This window comes from Bartonella sp. CB10SXKL (genome assembly GCF_042195515.1).
Taxonomy (GTDB): Bacteria; Pseudomonadota; Alphaproteobacteria; order Rhizobiales; family Rhizobiaceae; genus Bartonella.
In genome coordinates this window covers 67,092-82,837 of record NZ_JBHION010000004.1, presented here as the reverse complement: position 1 = coordinate 82,837, position 15,746 = coordinate 67,092, and the positions used below count along the sequence as shown (strand labels likewise).

The window sequence follows — 15,746 nt, the reverse complement described above, 5'->3', positions numbered from 1 at the left end:
TAGAGTATCAATATGGGCTTCTAGTGTACCCTAGTATAAATAAAAGATAGAAAACAATTTCTCTTGATCTCAATCTTGTGGTGATATCCACTTGGTGTGTTTGAAGTAACGTATTTTTTCTTTAATTAATTCTTAAGAAAGCGATAGCCGTTTTTATGATAATTTTTTTAAGATATCTTCTTCGTTTTTTTATTGCTATTGGACTTTGTGGTGCAATAACGTGGGGTGTTATGACCAGTGGTCAAGCAAATGCACTCCCTGATTATGAAGTTCTTTCACTTTATGAGCCGCCGGTAATGACCCGCGTCCATGCTTCTGATGGCCGTCTTATGGCAGAGTTTGCAACAAAACATCGCCTCTATTTACCGATTCAATCAATACCAAAGCTTGTTATAAATGCTTTTATTTCGGCTGAAGACAAAAACTTTTATCATCATTTTGGTTTAGATCCTGAAGGACTTTCTCGAGCTTTGATCAATAATATTCGTAATATTGGTTCTGGAAGACGTCCAGAGGGGGCATCAACTATAACGCAACAAGTCGCTAAAAACTTCCTTTTAAGTTCAGAAACAACGTTAGAACGTAAATTTAAGGAAGCTATTTTAGCAATGCGTATTGAGAAAACTTATTCAAAAGATCATATTCTCGAACTTTATCTCAATGAAATTTATCTGGGTCGTGGCACTTATGGTATAGCAGCTGCTTCTTTGACTTATTTCAATAAATCCGTCAATGACCTGACGCTAGAACAATGTGCTTATTTGGCTGCTCTTCCAAAAGGACCAGCAAATTATGATCCATTTAAGAATACAAAACGTGCTATTGATCGGCGTAATTGGGTTATAGACCGGATGATTGCAAATGGATATGTAACGCGTGAACAAGGTGAAAAAGCAAAAGCTAAACCTTTAGGAGCGACAATACGTGGGAGTGATAGCTATGTTTTTGCGGCTGATTATTTTACTGAAGAAGTGCGGCGTCGTTTAATACATCGCTATGGGGCTAAAACACTTTATGAAGGCGGGCTTTCCATTCGTACAACGCTTGATCCGCATTTACAACTTATTGCGCGACGTGCTTTGCACGATGGATTAATTAGATTTGATCATGCGCAAGGATGGCGTGGAGCTTATGCGCATATTGATGAGAAAAGTGATTGGGGGACAGAACTTGCAAATATCACAGGGCTAAGTGATGTTCCTGAATGGCGTTTAGCTGTTGTTCTTTCTACTAATCCCAACAAAGTAGAGATTGGTTTACAGCCACAGCGCGAAGCTTCAGGTATATTATCAAAAAAACGGGAAATTGCTGTTTTATCTGAAGCTGATTCAAAATGGGCACTCCATGTTGTAAAAGAAAATGGTTATCAAAAAACTGTTCAGAGCTTATCTCATGTTCTGCAAGTTGGGGATGTCATTTTTGTTGAAAAACTACCCAATACAAACAATACTTATCGTTTACAACAAATTCCAAAGGTTGAAGGTGCAATTGTTGCTATGGAACCTCATACAGGGCGCGTTCTTGCTATGGTGGGAGGATTTTCTTTTGCCGCATCTGAATTCAATCGTGCAACCCAAGCTTATCGCCAACCGGGGTCTGCTTTTAAGCCTTTTGTTTATGCAGCAGCTCTTGATAACGGATATACACCAGCATCCGTTGTTTTAGATGGCCCCATTGAAGTTCGTCAATATAATGGTGAAGTTTGGCAACCCAAAAATTATGGAGGTACCTTTGCAGGACCTTCAACGTTGCGTTATGGTATTGAGCGTTCTCGTAATCTTATGACAATACGGCTTGCCAATGATATGGGAATGCCTCTTGTCGCTGAATATGCAGAACGCTTTGGGATCGTAGATAAATTGCAGCCTTATCTTCCCATGGCTTTAGGGGCTGGCGAAACAACAGTATTACGAATGGTTACAGCTTATTCAGTTATTGCCAATGGGGGACGCTCTATTAAACCTTCTCTGATAGACAGAATTCAAGATCGTTATGGGAAGACAATTTATCGTCATGATGATCGTATTTGCGAAAATTGTAATACGCATTCATGGAATAATCAAAGTGAGCCCACATTGATTGATGAAAGAGATCAAGTTCTTGACCCTATGACGGCTTATCAGATTACATCGATGATGGAAGGGGTTGTTCAGCGTGGTACTGCGGCACGTTTACGTTATCTTAATCGACATATTGCTGCTAAAACAGGAACAACCAATGACTCTAAGGATGTCTGGTTTATGGGATTTACTCCTGATATTGTCGTTGGTATTTTTGTCGGTTATGATCAACCAGCTCCGTTAGGATATAATGGAACAGGAAGTTCATTAGCTGCGCCTATTTTTGGTGATTTTATGGCAGATGCTCTTAAAGGGAAGCCAGATGTTCCCTTTAAGATGCCAAAGGGCATGATTTTAATGCCAATTAATCGAAAAACAGGAATGCTTGCCGAAAGAGGAGATCAAGATGTTATTATAGAAGCATTTAAACCAGGGACTGGTCCTGCTGATATATATCAAGTTATTGGGAGTACAAATTCTTTTCAAGAAGGTGTTCCTGCAGTAACGACTTCTCCACAAGTCAACAAAGCACTTGAAAGTGGGACAGGTGGGCTGTATTAATCGAAAAAATCTCCTTTTGCCATGAGTCATGGTTTTTATCTCTTTTTTACAATGTCTGTTCTGTAAATAGAGTGATAGAATTGTACCATTTTCTGATAGCAGCTATTAAATTTGTATAAAATGCTAAGAGACACAACCAAAAAGAGTTTTTAAAAATACGGTGTTAAATTATGCGAGCAGAAATAGAAACATTAGTTGATGAAATCCAGAAAGCAATACAATTGCTAAGGGGGCATCTTTGACTGGGATCAATCACTAAAGCGTCTCGAATATCTTAATCAAAAAGCAGAAGATCCATCATTATGGGATGATGCACAACGAGCACAGGATATGATGCGTGAGCGTCAACGTCTTGATGATTCAATCAATGGTCTTTTATCATTTACAAAAACACTTGAAGAATGCATTGAGCTTATTGCGATGGGCGAAGAAGAAAGTGATGTTGAAATTATCGCTGATGCAGAAAGATCAATACGTAATCTTAAAAATGAGATAGATAAAAGGCAAATTGATGTACTTCTTTCAGGAGAAGCAGATCCGAATGATACCTATTTAGAAGTTCATGCTGGAGCAGGGGGAACAGAAAGCCAAGATTGGGCTTCTATGCTCTTACGTATGTATATGCGCTGGGCTGAACAGCATGAAATGAAGGTTGAAATTTTAGAAATTCATGATGGAGAAGAAGCAGGAATAAAGTCAGCGACTATTCTTGTAAAAGGGCATAATGCTTATGGAATGTTAAAAACAGAATCAGGCGTTCATCGTTTAGTGCGGATTTCTCCATTTGATTCGAATGCAAAGCGCCATACCTCTTTTGCAAGCATTTGGGTTTATCCAGTTATTGATGACAATATTGAAGTTGATGTTTCAGAGGCAGATGTGCGTATTGATACATATCGTGCATCGGGAGCAGGAGGACAACATGTTAACACGACAGATTCTGCTGTTCGCATCACGCATATAAAAACGGGTATTGTTGTTCAATGTCAAACAGAGCGCTCTCAACATAAAAATCGCGCTACGGCTTGGTCGATGTTGCGTGCACGGCTTTATGAAGAAGAGCTTAAAAAAAGAGAAGAAGAAACCAATGCTGCTGAATCTTCTAAAACAGAAATCGGATGGGGACATCAAATTAGATCTTATGTTCTTCAACCCTATCAGCTTGTCAAAGATTTGCGTACAGGAATTGAAAATACGGATCCACAATCCGTACTTAATGGTAATTTAGATGCATTTATAGAGGCAGCACTCGCACGGCGCATTTATAGACAAGACAAAAAAATTGAGGATATTCGTTAATTATATATCCTTCCTTCAAGCCATGTAGATTTTTTCTTAAGCTGTTCGTTTTATTGATGTTGTGATGTTACGATAATCCTTGATACTTTAAAGGTTTAAAGAGGGATTTTTTTGTTTCTTTCTTCATTTTTTTCTCACACGCCAATTCTGCTTATGATATTGCAAGTGATAGGAAGAATCTGAAATAAGAAAAATTTTGGATATTCGGGGGACTAATATAAATGTAAAACAATTCATTATCCTTATAAATCAATATATTGTAAAAATTGAATCCGTTGAAAAACTAAAATCAATTAAGGAGGATAACTTTTGCTTTTTAAACACTCAATTTACAAGTTACCATTATGATATAAAAGTGTTGCAGTAGCTAAAACATTTTCAGCATGCCCAGATACGCTTACTTTACGCCATTCTTCTGCTATTATTCCATTTGCATCAATTAAAAAAGTGCTCCGTTCAACTCCCATATATTTGCGTCCATACATGCTTTTCTCAACCCAAACACCATAAGCTTCGAGGGTTGTTTTTTCTTCATCAGAAACCAAGATGACATCAAGTTCATGTTTTACTTTAAATTTATCATGTTTTTTTACATTATCTGGAGAGATTCCAATAACAGAAACACCGATTTCATCAAATTTCATCTTTAATTTTGTGAAATCAAGTGCTTCGCTTGTGCAACCACTGGTGTCATCTTTTGGATAAAAATATAAAACAACAGACTTTCCTTTAAAGTCAGAAAGACATACCATCTCTCCTCCATCGCGCGGCAAATTAAAATCAGGAGCAAGAGCACCTTTCATTGGTCTTGTCATTATTTTCATCTTTCTTTCTTGTGTAACAGGTATAAGATATCAGAGTACACAGAAGAAAAGAACTATTCAACTCTCTAGAATATTATTATTTTGAAGAGACCTTTATTTCCTAACAAAACTCGCCCTATCACAACAATTGAATTGAAAGAACAAGGTCGACAACATAAACAAAACAGCAAAAGATTATACTGGTTTCATCACAACATGTTTTTTCTTACCAAAAGAAAGTTTAACGGTTCCTTCTGCACTGACATCCCCTTCAATAATAAGATGTGTTTCATCCTCAATAATTTGATCATTTACACGGACCCCCCCACCTTGAACGTGTCGGCGTGCCTCACTATTAGATCTAGCGAGTCCTGCTTGTACTAAAAGAGTGAGCAATCCAACACCTTTTTTTAATTCTGAGGCATTAATTTCAACAGTTGGAAGATTTTCTCCTAGAGTTTTTTCTTCAAACGTCTTGCGAGCTGTTTCTGCTGCTGCATCAGCAAGAACACGTCCATGCAACATTGCTGTAATTTCTGTTGCAAGAATTTTTTTTGCTTCGTTAATTTCTGTCCCTTGTAATAGAGAAAGTTTAAGAATCTCATCCATTGGCAATGGAGTATAGAGCTTTAGAAATCGTGTTACATCAGCATCTTCTGTATTGCGCCAGTATTGCCAAAATTGATAAGGTGAAAGCTTATCCGCATTCAGCCATACAGCCCCATTCAATGATTTACCCATTTTGGCACCGGAAGAGGTTGTCAGCAATGGTGATGTTAACGCATATAATTGCGGTGTTCCTAAACGATGCCCTAATTCGATTCCGTTAATAATGTTGCCCCACTGATCAGAGCCCCCCATTTGCATACGCAATCCATAACGTTTATAAAGTTCAACAAAATCATAAGCTTGCAGAATCATATAATTAAACTCTAAGAATGACAAAGAGTGCTCACGCTCAAGTCTGAGTCTAACGGAATCAAATGACAACATACGATTGACAGAAAAATGTTTTCCTACATCACGCAAAAATTCTAAGTAGTTTAAATTGCATAACCATTCCGCGTTATTCACAATACAAGCATCGGTTTCTCGGTCACCGAATGTCAAATAGTTAGCAAATACCTTTTTAATACCATCAATATTTTCAGCAATATCATTTTGTGTCAAAAGGCGTCGCGCTTCATCTTTGAAAGAAGGATCACCAATCAATCCGGTTCCTCCACCCATTAAAGCAATGGGGCGATGACCTGTTTTTTGTAACCAATAAAGCATCATAATCTGAAGAAGACTTCCAGCATGTAAACTCGATGCTGTTGGGTCAAATCCAGTATAAGCGCTTACAGTTTCTTTTGAAAAAAGATCATCTAAGCCTTTTTCATCTGAAATTTGGTGGATAAAACCACGTTCGCTCATAATGTGTAAAAAATCAGATTTAAAGGCAAACACAGATTTAATTTCCTAATTTAAGAGTGCATTATTTTATAGAATAGGCGATTATATAATGAGTTATTAATGCGTTATCTATCATAACTGACACACACCTCACAAGAGAAAGAGACATATTGGTAACATAAAGATAATAATACAGGTATTATTTCCTTTTTACGCTAAAAAAGAGACTTATCAGTGATAGAAAACAGGTATGCTGTTATTCTCATTTCTATCCTGAAATAAAATTTAGAAAAATTTTAAATGCAAACGGAAAAAATTACTTTGTTATGATCAGAAACGACTTTTACTAATTTTTTATAAATCTATCGTATTTTCCTAAGTTAGTGAAAGTATTTCAGGAGGAGGAGCGAGAAGTTCATTGGAGATATGGTTATCCAAATAGTGGGCACATCGCTCAATAAGTTCTTCATGACATCCACTGAAAAAGTGATTAGCCTCTTCTAATATTTCTTGTGTGATGATGATACCTTTTTGTGTTTTTAATTTATCGACAAGTATTTGAACATCTTTTGGAGGGGAAACTTTATCGATACCGCCATGAATGATAAGCCCAGAGGAGGGACAAGGTGCAAGAAATGAAAAGTCATAAACATTAGGCTGAGGGGCAACTGAGATAAATCCCTCAATTTCCGGTCGGCGCATTAAAAGCTGCATACCAATCCATGCTCCAAATGAATATCCTGCTACCCAACAATTTTTAGAGTCTGGATGTTGTGTTTGCACCCAATCGAGAGCAGCAGCAGCATCTGAAAGTTCTCCTATTCCATAATCAAATTCACCCTGACTACGACCAATACCACGAAAGTTAAAACGTAAAGTTGTAAAGCCACGTTGTTGGAACATATAAAAGAGGTCATAGACAATTTTATGATTCATAGTTCCACCAAATTGGGGATGAGGATGCAAAATAATCGCAATGGGTGCATTTTTTTGTTGTGAAGGTTGATAACGTCCTTCGAGCCGACCCGCAGGACCGTTAAAAATAATTTCTGGCATAAAATGCTCCTTAAATGCAATAAAAGGCTTTCATTGATCTTGGTCGACTTTTACCATAGAATCTCTTAAATAATTATTAGATATTCTTTTTTTAGTGCACTTTTCAAGAAAATTGCGCTATTTTTTTAATCAATTCATAAGATTAATGATTGCGATGTAAAATGGTTATAAAACGCCGATATTTTGATCATAACGCAACAACACCACTCAAAAAAGTGGCACGAATAGCGTTACTGGAATCTTTAGAAATATTTGGTAATCCATCATCTGTTCATAAGGAAGGGCGTGCGGCTAAAACTTTGTTGCAAAAGGCTCGTCGGCAAATCGCTGAAAATCTTAAAACAGATCCAGATCACGTGGTATTTACCTCTGGTGCGAGTGAAGCCGCAATGACTTTGTTAACACCCTTTTACAATATGGGGAATGCAAAAGTTAAATTTTCTCGTCTTTACCTTGGAGCGACTGAACATCCCTCTGTGGCAGAGGGAGGACGTTTTTCTAAAGAGTTGATAAGCGTCATTGCTGTTGATCAAGATGGGCTCATACAACAAGATAAATTAACATCACTCTTAACGGTTCATGATAAAACAAAAGGTTTACCTCTTGTTGCTATTCAAGCTGCAAATAGTGAAACGGGTGTTATTCAACCATTAACAGAAATCGCCGCTATTGTTCGGGATTTAGGAGGCACTCTTATTGTTGATTTGACACAATATGTAGATAAAAATTTTGTGGATATTAATCAGCTAGGAGGAGACTTTTTTATATTGTCTGCACATAAAGTTGGCGGTCCGAAAGGAATCGGTGCTTTTGTTTCATGTGGTAATCTTCTCATGCCACATCCTCTTATTATTGGGGGAGGACAAGAAAAAGGTCTCCGTGGAGGAACAGAAGCATTGCCCCTTATTGCTGCTTTTGGGGCAGCAATGACTGATTGCTTCACACAGGAGGAAATAAAACAGTTAATATATTTACGCAATAAATTAGAAGATGGACTACAAAGAATAAGTAAAAATGTTGAAATTTTTGGCAAAAGAGTTCAACGTTTGCCAAATACAACTTACTTTACCGTGAAAAATATAAAAGCTGAAACGATGCAAATTGCTTTTGATTTAGAAGGGTTTTCTTTATCATCCGGCTCTGCTTGTTCTTCGGGAAAAGTAAAACAAAGCAAAGTGTTGGAGGCAATGGGGTATCATGTTCCAAATGGTGCCATTCGCATTTCGCTAGGGCGTGGCACAACTTCTGAAGATATTGATGATTTTCTGTCGTTTTTTTCTCAAATTATAAGCAGGAAAAAAGGGGAAGGTTTATCATCAGAAAGTTATAAAAATTAGAATTATTTTAAAAATAAAATAAGTTTGATTGAAATTTTTGCACTTTACCTATAGCCTAGAGATAACTTGCTTACTTTAATCTTGTAAAAAACAAGACTTTAGTTACCGGTTTTTGACGCCAAAAAATGGAGAAAATTTATGCCGGCAGTACAAGAAACGATACGCCAAGTACGTGAAATAGATGTTGACCAATATAAATATGGTTTTGAAACCAATATTGAAACCGATAAAGCTCCAAAAGGCTTAAATGAGGATATTATCAAATTTATTTCCGCTAAAAAACATGAGCCTGAATGGATGCTAACATGGCGCTTAAAGGCTTACCGACGTTGGCTGACAATGCAAGAGCCTCATTGGGCGCGTCTTGAATATCCTAAAATTGATTTTCAGGAGCTTTATTATTATGCTGCTCCAAAAAATCATACAGGACCAAAATCTTTGGATGAAGTGGATCCTGAGTTATTAGCAACGTACGAGAAACTTGGCATTCCCCTTAAAGAACAAGAGATTTTGGCAGGAGTAAGAAAACAGTCTGATCCCTCCACTTTTGATGACAGTATGTCTGTATCGGGGCAGGTGGCTGTTGATGCAGTCTTTGATTCTGTTTCTGTTGTAACAACATTCAAAAAAGAGCTGGCACGTGCCGGTGTGATTTTTTGTTCTATTTCAGAGGCGATTATTGAACATTCTGAGCTTATTAAAGAATATTTAGGAACAGTTGTACCTATAAGTGATAATTATTATGCGGCCTTAAATGCAGCTGTCTTTACAGATGGTTCATTTGTTTATATTCCCAAAGGGGTTCGTTGTCCTATGGAGCTTTCAACTTATTTTAGGATTAATGAACGCAACACTGGCCAATTTGAACGAACATTGATTATCGCCGCTGAAGATTCCTATGTTTCTTATCTTGAAGGGTGTACAGCACCCCAACGTGATGAAAACCAACTTCATGCTGCTGTTGTTGAGCTTATTGCCCTTGAAAATGCAGAGATTAAATATTCTACAGTACAAAATTGGTATCCTGGCGATAAAGATGGAAAGGGTGGTATTTATAATTTTGTGACGAAGCGTGGAGATTGTCGAGGTGATAGCTCTAAAATTTCATGGACACAAGTTGAGACTGGTTCTGCGATTACTTGGAAATATCCATCTTGCTTACTCCGTGGTAATAATGCGCGTGGAGAATTTTATTCTATTGCCGTTGCAAACGGTCATCAACAAATTGATTCCGGTACAAAAATGATTCATTTGGGAAAAAATACTTCCAGTCGCATTATTTCCAAAGGTATTTCTGCAGGTTTTTCAAATAACACGTATCGAGGACAAGTCACAGCTCATCGAAAAGCACAAAATGCGCGTAACTTTACGCAATGTGATAGTTTGTTAATCGGGAATGATTGTGGTGCACATACAGTTCCTTATATTGAAGCAAAAAATGCAACAGCTCAGTTTGAACATGAAGCCACAACATCAAAAATTTCTGATGACCAACTTTTTTATGTTATGCAGAGAGGAATTCCCGAAGAAGAAGCTATCGCATTAATTGTAAATGGTTTTGTAAAAGAGGTCATTCAAAAACTTCCCATGGAATTTGCTGTCGAAGCACAAAAGCTTATTGGTATTAGCCTTGAAGGTAGTGTTGGATAATTTTATTTAATTAGATAAATAGAAGACTTTATGTAAAAAGGCTGTAACAGTAGCATATAATGCTAAAAATGACCTCTATGCTAATTACAAAAGTAGATGAATGCTAAGGCAAAATAATCCGCATCTGTATCTGAAAAAACAGCCAAAACAGGATTAAATTATGTTAGAGATAAAAAATTTGCACGCCCGTATTGCTGAGACCGATACAAAAGTTATTCGTGGTTTAAACTTGACAGTTCAAGATGGAGAAGTTGCCGCTATCATGGGACAAAATGGAGCCGGAAAATCAACTTTGTCTTATTTACTTGCTGGTCGTGATGATTATGAAATAACAGAAGGAGATATTCTCTATAATGGGCAATCACTTTTAGAAATGGATCCAGCAGAACGTGCTGCATATGGTGTTTTTCTTGCATTTCAATATCCAATGGAAATACCAGGGGTAGCAACAATGGAATTTTTAAAAGTTGCGATGAACTCTCAACGCAAAGCACGAGGTCACGAAGAACTTAAAATTCCTGAATTTATAAAATATGTTAAAGAAGTTTCAGCCAAACTTGAAATAGATATGGATATGCTAAAGCGTCCATTAAATGTAGGTTTTTCAGGTGGAGAAAAAAAACGCGCTGAAATTTTACAAATGGCACTTCTTGAACCTAAACTTTGCATTTTAGATGAAACGGATTCTGGTTTAGATATTGATGCACTAAAAATTGTTGCAGATGGTGTTAATAAACTTCGGGATTCAAAACGTTCATTTTTGGTGATTACCCATTATCAACGGCTACTTAATTATATTATTCCTGATACGGTACATGTTCTTTATAAAGGACAAATTATCAAAAGCGGTGATAAATCCTTAGCGCTTTATTTAGAGGAAAATGGGTATGCTGATCTTATCAGGGAAGCGGTTTGAGGTTATTAAATATGAATGCACAGCAAAACTTGTTAGCGGTTGAAGAAAATATCCTCAGTAATTTTAATCAGTATGTAAACGACTTACCTGGTGATAAAGCTGTACAGGAAATCCGCAAGAAAACTATTGAGCAGTTTCAAATGACACGGCTTCCTTCCCGTAAAATCGAAAGATGGCATTATACCAATCTGCGTACCTTACTGAAGTCTATTAGCAATTTTTCAAAAGTTCAAGACAATCAATTGGTTGATGCATTGCTTTCAGAAAGTGCTGTTTTCTCCATAAACAATGGGAAAACATCGATAGAGTCAAAGGTAGACAATATTACAGTAAAACGCCTTTCAGACGCATTAGAAGATAATTCTGTGCAGATAAATCAAAACATTTCTGATGAAGATTTTATTGGACAGTTAAATACAGCTTTTGTTACAGATGGTTGGCTTTTTCACATCCCTGAAAATACAAAGTTAAATATACCCATTGAATTACAAAATATACAAATGGGGGGACAATCTCATATTTTTTCGGATATAAAAGTTGATAAAAATAGTCAAGTTATGTTTATTGAACATCAGGTTGGCAATGATAAAGATACCTTTGTCAGTTCAATATTTTCATTAAGTATTGCTGCTGATAGTGATGTTACGTGGATTCTCATTCGCAATCGTGATTTTAATTCTACACAATTTGGTCGATTTTGTGCTGTTCTTGATCAAAGAGCGAAGTTATCACTTTATGTCATTAATATAGGGAGCCAATTAAATCGCCAAGAAATCGATATTGAATTACAGGGAGAAGAATCTAATTTTCACTTACGCGTCATAAATTTATTATCAGGACAAACACATAGTGATCTTACAATGACTGTTCGTCATGTGGAAGAAAAGTCAACATCAACCGAAATTATACGCAATGTGGTTACAGATAAGGCTGTTGGTGTTTTCCAAGGAATAATACGTGTTTCTCAAAAAGCGCAAAAAACAGATGCACGCATGGCTTGTAATAGCCTTATTCTTTCAGATGATGCAGAATTTAATGCAAAGCCTGAACTGGAGATTTTTGCTGATGATGTTGCGTGCGGTCATGGTGCAACAGTTGCTAATATTAATCATGATTATCTTTTTTATCTTATGGCGCGTGGTATCCCATTTAAAACGGCTCGTGCACTTTTGATTAAAGGATTTATCTCTGAGCTCATTGATGACATCAAGCAGGATAAGATTCAAATCATTTTGGAGAATATCATTAGTAAATGGCTTGAAAAAAATGTTTAAGGTAGAAAAAATGGAAAATAACGTACAAACATTTACTTATAATGTCGAAGAAATTCGGCGTGATTTTCCTATTTTACACCATCAAGTTTATGGAAAGCGATTAGCATATCTTGATAGTAGTGCTTCTGCCCAAAAACCAATGTCAGTACTCAATGCAATGAATAATTATTATCACTATAGTTATGCTAATGTGCATAGGGGAATGTATTTTTTAGCCAATATAGCAACACAATCTTATGAAAATTCTCGTGAAACCGTTCGTGTTTTTCTAAATGCTCAAAAAGCTGAAGAAATTGTTTTTACGAAAAATGCAACAGAAGCTATTAATACTGTTGCTTATGGTTGGGCGATGCCAAAACTCAAAGAAGGTGATGAGATTGTTCTAACGATCATGGAACATCATTCAAATATTATTCCTTGGCATTTTCTCCGTGAACAAAAAGGTGTTAAACTTATTTTTGTTCCTGTCGATGAAAATGGTGTTCTGCACATTGAAGATTTCCAAAAGGCTTTAAGCGAAAAAACGCGGCTTGTTGCTATAACGCATATGTCCAATATATTAGGAACTGTGCCTCCTGTTAAAGAGATTATTAAACTAGCACATCAAAATTCTATTCCGGTTCTTGTTGATGGTTCTCAAGGAGCAGTACATTTAACCGTTGATGTGCAAGATCTCGATTGTGATTGGTATGTCTTTACAGGTCATAAGCTTTATGGTCCCACTGGTATTGGTGTTTTGTATGGTAAAGAAGATAGATTAGAAGAAATGCGTCCTTTTCAAGGGGGAGGGGAAATGATCGAGGAGGTAACAACCGATAAGGTGTTTTATAATGCTTCTCCTTACCGTTTTGAAGCAGGTACCCCTCCTATCGTTGAAGCTATTGGATTAACTGCGGCTATTGATTATATACAAGAGAAAGGTCGTAGCACGATTCATGCCCATGAGAGGTCCCTTTTAGCTTATGCGCAGGAAAAACTTAAAATGGTTGAGTCATTGCGTATTTATGGTCATTCTCCCAATAAAGGAGCTATTATATCATTTACAATTGAAGGAATTCACGCCCATGATATCGCTATGTTTATTGATAGAAAAGGGGTTGCAATACGTGCGGGAACTCATTGTGCACAGCCTTTATTACAGCGCTTTGGTCTAACATCTATTTGCCGCGCATCGTTAGCCATGTATAACACTAAAGAAGATATAGATCAATTGGTAGAAGCATTGCAAGAAACAAGGACATTTTTTAATGGCTGAATTAATTGAAGAGCGTCATTCTACAGAATCTGTTGAAACTGTAAGTGAAAATAAAAAATCTTACATATCAGCAATTCCAGCAGATGAAATTGATCGTATGACGAATGATATTATTGCTGCTCTTAAAACAGTTTATGACCCAGAGATTCCTGCTGATATTTATGAGCTAGGACTGATTTATCGTATTGATATTGAAGATGATCGTTCAGTAAAAATTGAAATGACTCTTACAGCACCGGGATGCCCTGTTGCTGGTGAAATGCCGGGGTGGGTAGAAAATGCAGTCAGTGCAGTTGAAGGGGTTTCGTATGTTGAAGTCACTATGACTTTTGATCCACCATGGACACCTGATTGTATGTCAGAAGAAGCTCAAATTGCTGTCGGATGGTACTAAAAGTATTGTTAAGAGACTCTAATTTAGCCATTCATGAATAAGCTGTTTACTTTTCACAAGCGTTTGAATTTAAGGACGATAGCATGAGTTATAATAAACAAAAACTAGAACTCACTTGGATTGGAAAAGAAAAACGCCCAAAACTAGAGCCTCGTATCTTATTAGAGGATCTTGAAAAATCTTATCACGCTTCGCATCAAATATCATCCCAAGATATTTTTGATAATAAACTTATTTTTGGTGACAATTTGCTCGCACTCAAAGCGCTTGAACAAGAATATATGGGGAAGATAAAATGTATCTATATCGATCCGCCTTATAATACAGGCAATGCCTTTGAACATTATGAAGATGGTTTAGAGCATTCCATATGGCTCAGCCTTATGAGAGACAGGCTAGAATTGTTACATCATTTACTGGCGGATGATGGAAGTATCTGGATATCAATTGATGATGATGAACAAGCCTATCTTAAAGTGATGATGGATGAAATTTTTGGTCGCCAAAATTTCATCAACAATATTATTTGGCAAAAGAAATATGCTCCACAAAATGATACAAAATGGCTTTCCGATAACCATGATTTTATCATGGTTTATGCCAAAGATAAAACGATTTGGCGCCCTCAATTGCTTCCTCGTTCAAACAATATGGATGCGCGCTATAAAAATCCTGATAATGATCCTCGCGGTCCTTGGAAATCTGGAGATTTATCCGTAAAAAGAGTAACACCTAAGGATATTTATGAAATCATCACACCTTCTGGACGCAAGGTAATGCCTCCTAATGGTAGAAGTTGGGCTATGAATAAAAAAAAATTCTTTGAATTATTGAACGATAATCGTATTTGGTTTGGTCCAACAGGAAGTAATGTTCCTTCTATGAAACGTTTTTTATCAGAAGTAAAAAATGGTATGGTTTCAATGACGATTTGGCTCTATACAGAAGTGGGACACAACCAAGATGCCAAAAGAGAAGTCAAAGTTTTTAATTCTGATAATGTCTTTACAACTCCCAAACCTGAGCGGTTAATGGAACGCATCATTCAACTTGCCACTAATCCCGGTGATCTTGTATTGGATTCTTTTGCGGGTTCCGGCACAACCGGTGCTGTTGCCCATAAAATGGGAAGAAAGTGGATTATGATTGAACTTGGTGAGCATTGTCACACCCACATTATCCCTCGTTTAAAACAAGTCATTGATGGAACTGATCAAGGGGGAATTTCCAAAAGTGTCAATTGGCAAGGTGGCGGTGGATTTCGCTATTATCGCCTTGCACCTTCTCTGTTACAAAAAGATCCATGGGGACAATGGATTATTAGTCGCGAATATAATGCTGCGATGCTTTCAGAAGCAATGTGCAAACATATGGGATTTACCTACGCACCTGATGAAAATCATTATTGGATGCAAGGGTATTCAACCGAAACAGATTATATTTATGTCACAACAAGCGCTATGACCCATGAACAACTCCGTATAATGAGTGAAGAGGTAGGCTCTCATCGCACGTTGCTGGTTTGTGGTACAGCCTTTGATACAAAATCAGCATCCTTTGAAAATCTGACACTCACTAAAATCCCCCGTGCAATATTAGAAAAATGCGAATGGGGAAGGGACGATTACAGTTTAAATGTAGCCAATCTTGAACCAGTGATTGTGGTAAAAGAAAACAACAAAAATAAAGATATTGCGCAAGCAGAATTAGATCTATTTGAATAATATATAAAAAGCGGAGTTTTTC

The 15,746-nt window shown here is 36.9% G+C and carries 12 protein-coding genes; 9 read left to right on the top strand and 3 right to left on the bottom strand.

Annotated features, from left to right (window positions below):
* Positions 1–155: 155 nt before the first annotated feature.
* On the top strand, positions 156–2,621 hold the full coding sequence (locus ACFIK3_RS03595; RefSeq protein ID WP_375676266.1) for a penicillin-binding protein 1A: 2,466 nt from the start codon (positions 156–158) through the stop codon (positions 2,619–2,621).
* A 170-nt stretch (positions 2,622–2,791) separates the two neighbouring features.
* Positions 2,792–3,920 (top strand): peptide chain release factor 2 gene (gene prfB / locus ACFIK3_RS03590; protein WP_375637636.1). Its coding sequence is split into 2 segments (ribosomal slippage): positions 2,792–2,860 and positions 2,862–3,920, totalling 1,128 coding nucleotides; the frame shifts between segments, so codons are not numbered across the junction.
* A 329-nt stretch (positions 3,921–4,249) separates the two neighbouring features.
* On the opposite strand, the gene ACFIK3_RS03585 is transcribed toward prfB, so the two are convergent.
* From ACFIK3_RS03585 to ACFIK3_RS03575, 3 genes are all read right to left on the bottom strand, one after another.
* A complete protein-coding gene (locus tag ACFIK3_RS03585) occupies positions 4,250–4,735 on the bottom strand; it encodes a peroxiredoxin (RefSeq protein WP_273791260.1) in 486 nt (161 codons plus the stop codon).
* Between the two features lie 183 nt (positions 4,736–4,918).
* Entirely contained in the window at positions 4,919–6,172 is a 1,254-nt protein-coding gene (tyrS, locus tag ACFIK3_RS03580) for a tyrosine--tRNA ligase (protein ID WP_375631146.1), read from the bottom strand.
* 321 nt (positions 6,173–6,493) lie between these two features.
* A complete protein-coding gene (locus ACFIK3_RS03575) occupies positions 6,494–7,174 on the bottom strand; it encodes an alpha/beta hydrolase (protein WP_273791258.1) in 681 nt (226 codons plus the stop codon).
* Positions 7,175–7,335: 161 nt separating this feature from the next.
* Here ACFIK3_RS03575 and ACFIK3_RS03570 point away from each other — a divergent pair, with 161 nt between their 5' ends.
* The 7 genes from ACFIK3_RS03570 to ACFIK3_RS03540 all read left to right on the top strand — a co-directional run bounded on the left by ACFIK3_RS03570 (position 7,336) and on the right by ACFIK3_RS03540 (position 15,724).
* Positions 7,336–8,511, top strand: a complete 1,176-nt coding sequence (locus tag ACFIK3_RS03570) for a cysteine desulfurase family protein (protein ID WP_375676265.1) — start codon at positions 7,336–7,338, stop codon at positions 8,509–8,511.
* A 138-nt stretch (positions 8,512–8,649) separates the two neighbouring features.
* Entirely contained in the window at positions 8,650–10,161 is a 1,512-nt protein-coding gene (sufB, locus tag ACFIK3_RS03565; RefSeq protein ID WP_375676264.1) for a Fe-S cluster assembly protein SufB, read from the top strand.
* Between the two features lie 160 nt (positions 10,162–10,321).
* Positions 10,322–11,077 carry a Fe-S cluster assembly ATPase SufC gene (gene sufC, locus ACFIK3_RS03560; RefSeq protein ID WP_273791255.1) on the top strand — a complete coding sequence of 252 codons (756 nt, stop codon included), beginning with the start codon at positions 10,322–10,324 and terminating at the stop codon, positions 11,075–11,077.
* 11 nt (positions 11,078–11,088) lie between these two features.
* On the top strand, positions 11,089–12,351 hold the full coding sequence (gene sufD, locus ACFIK3_RS03555) for a Fe-S cluster assembly protein SufD (RefSeq protein WP_375676263.1): 1,263 nt from the start codon (positions 11,089–11,091) through the stop codon (positions 12,349–12,351).
* 10 nt (positions 12,352–12,361) lie between these two features.
* Positions 12,362–13,606, top strand: coding sequence for a cysteine desulfurase (locus tag ACFIK3_RS03550; RefSeq protein ID WP_375676262.1), 1,245 nt, complete (start codon positions 12,362–12,364; stop codon positions 13,604–13,606).
* Positions 13,599–14,000, top strand: coding sequence for an SUF system Fe-S cluster assembly protein (locus tag ACFIK3_RS03545; protein WP_273791253.1), 402 nt, complete (start codon positions 13,599–13,601; stop codon positions 13,998–14,000). The genes ACFIK3_RS03550 and ACFIK3_RS03545 overlap by 8 nt, the downstream gene beginning before the upstream one ends.
* A gap of 83 nt (positions 14,001–14,083) precedes the next feature.
* The gene (locus ACFIK3_RS03540; protein ID WP_375676261.1) at positions 14,084–15,724 is read left to right on the top strand and encodes a site-specific DNA-methyltransferase; all 1,641 of its coding nucleotides are present in this window, start codon (positions 14,084–14,086) and stop codon (positions 15,722–15,724) included.
* Positions 15,725–15,746 lie beyond the last annotated feature (22 nt).

Bases quoted from the DNA above. Each gene is read 5' to 3' on its own strand.
- ACFIK3_RS03595 (WP_375676266.1), top strand. From the start codon at position 156: ATGATAATTTTTTTAAGATATCTTCTTCGTTTTTTTATTGCTATTGGA.
- ACFIK3_RS03585 (WP_273791260.1), bottom strand. From the start codon at position 4,735: ATGACAAGACCAATGAAAGGTGCTCTTGCTCCTGATTTTAATTTGCCG.
- ACFIK3_RS03575 (WP_273791258.1), bottom strand. From the start codon at position 7,174: ATGCCAGAAATTATTTTTAACGGTCCTGCGGGTCGGCTCGAAGGACGT.
- ACFIK3_RS03570 (WP_375676265.1), top strand. From the start codon at position 7,336: ATGGTTATAAAACGCCGATATTTTGATCATAACGCAACAACACCACTC.
- sufB (WP_375676264.1), top strand. From the start codon at position 8,650: ATGCCGGCAGTACAAGAAACGATACGCCAAGTACGTGAAATAGATGTT.
- sufC (WP_273791255.1), top strand. From the start codon at position 10,322: ATGTTAGAGATAAAAAATTTGCACGCCCGTATTGCTGAGACCGATACA.
- sufD (WP_375676263.1), top strand. From the start codon at position 11,089: ATGAATGCACAGCAAAACTTGTTAGCGGTTGAAGAAAATATCCTCAGT.
- ACFIK3_RS03550 (WP_375676262.1), top strand. From the start codon at position 12,362: ATGGAAAATAACGTACAAACATTTACTTATAATGTCGAAGAAATTCGG.
- ACFIK3_RS03545 (WP_273791253.1), top strand. From the start codon at position 13,599: ATGGCTGAATTAATTGAAGAGCGTCATTCTACAGAATCTGTTGAAACT.
- ACFIK3_RS03540 (WP_375676261.1), top strand. From the start codon at position 14,084: ATGAGTTATAATAAACAAAAACTAGAACTCACTTGGATTGGAAAAGAA.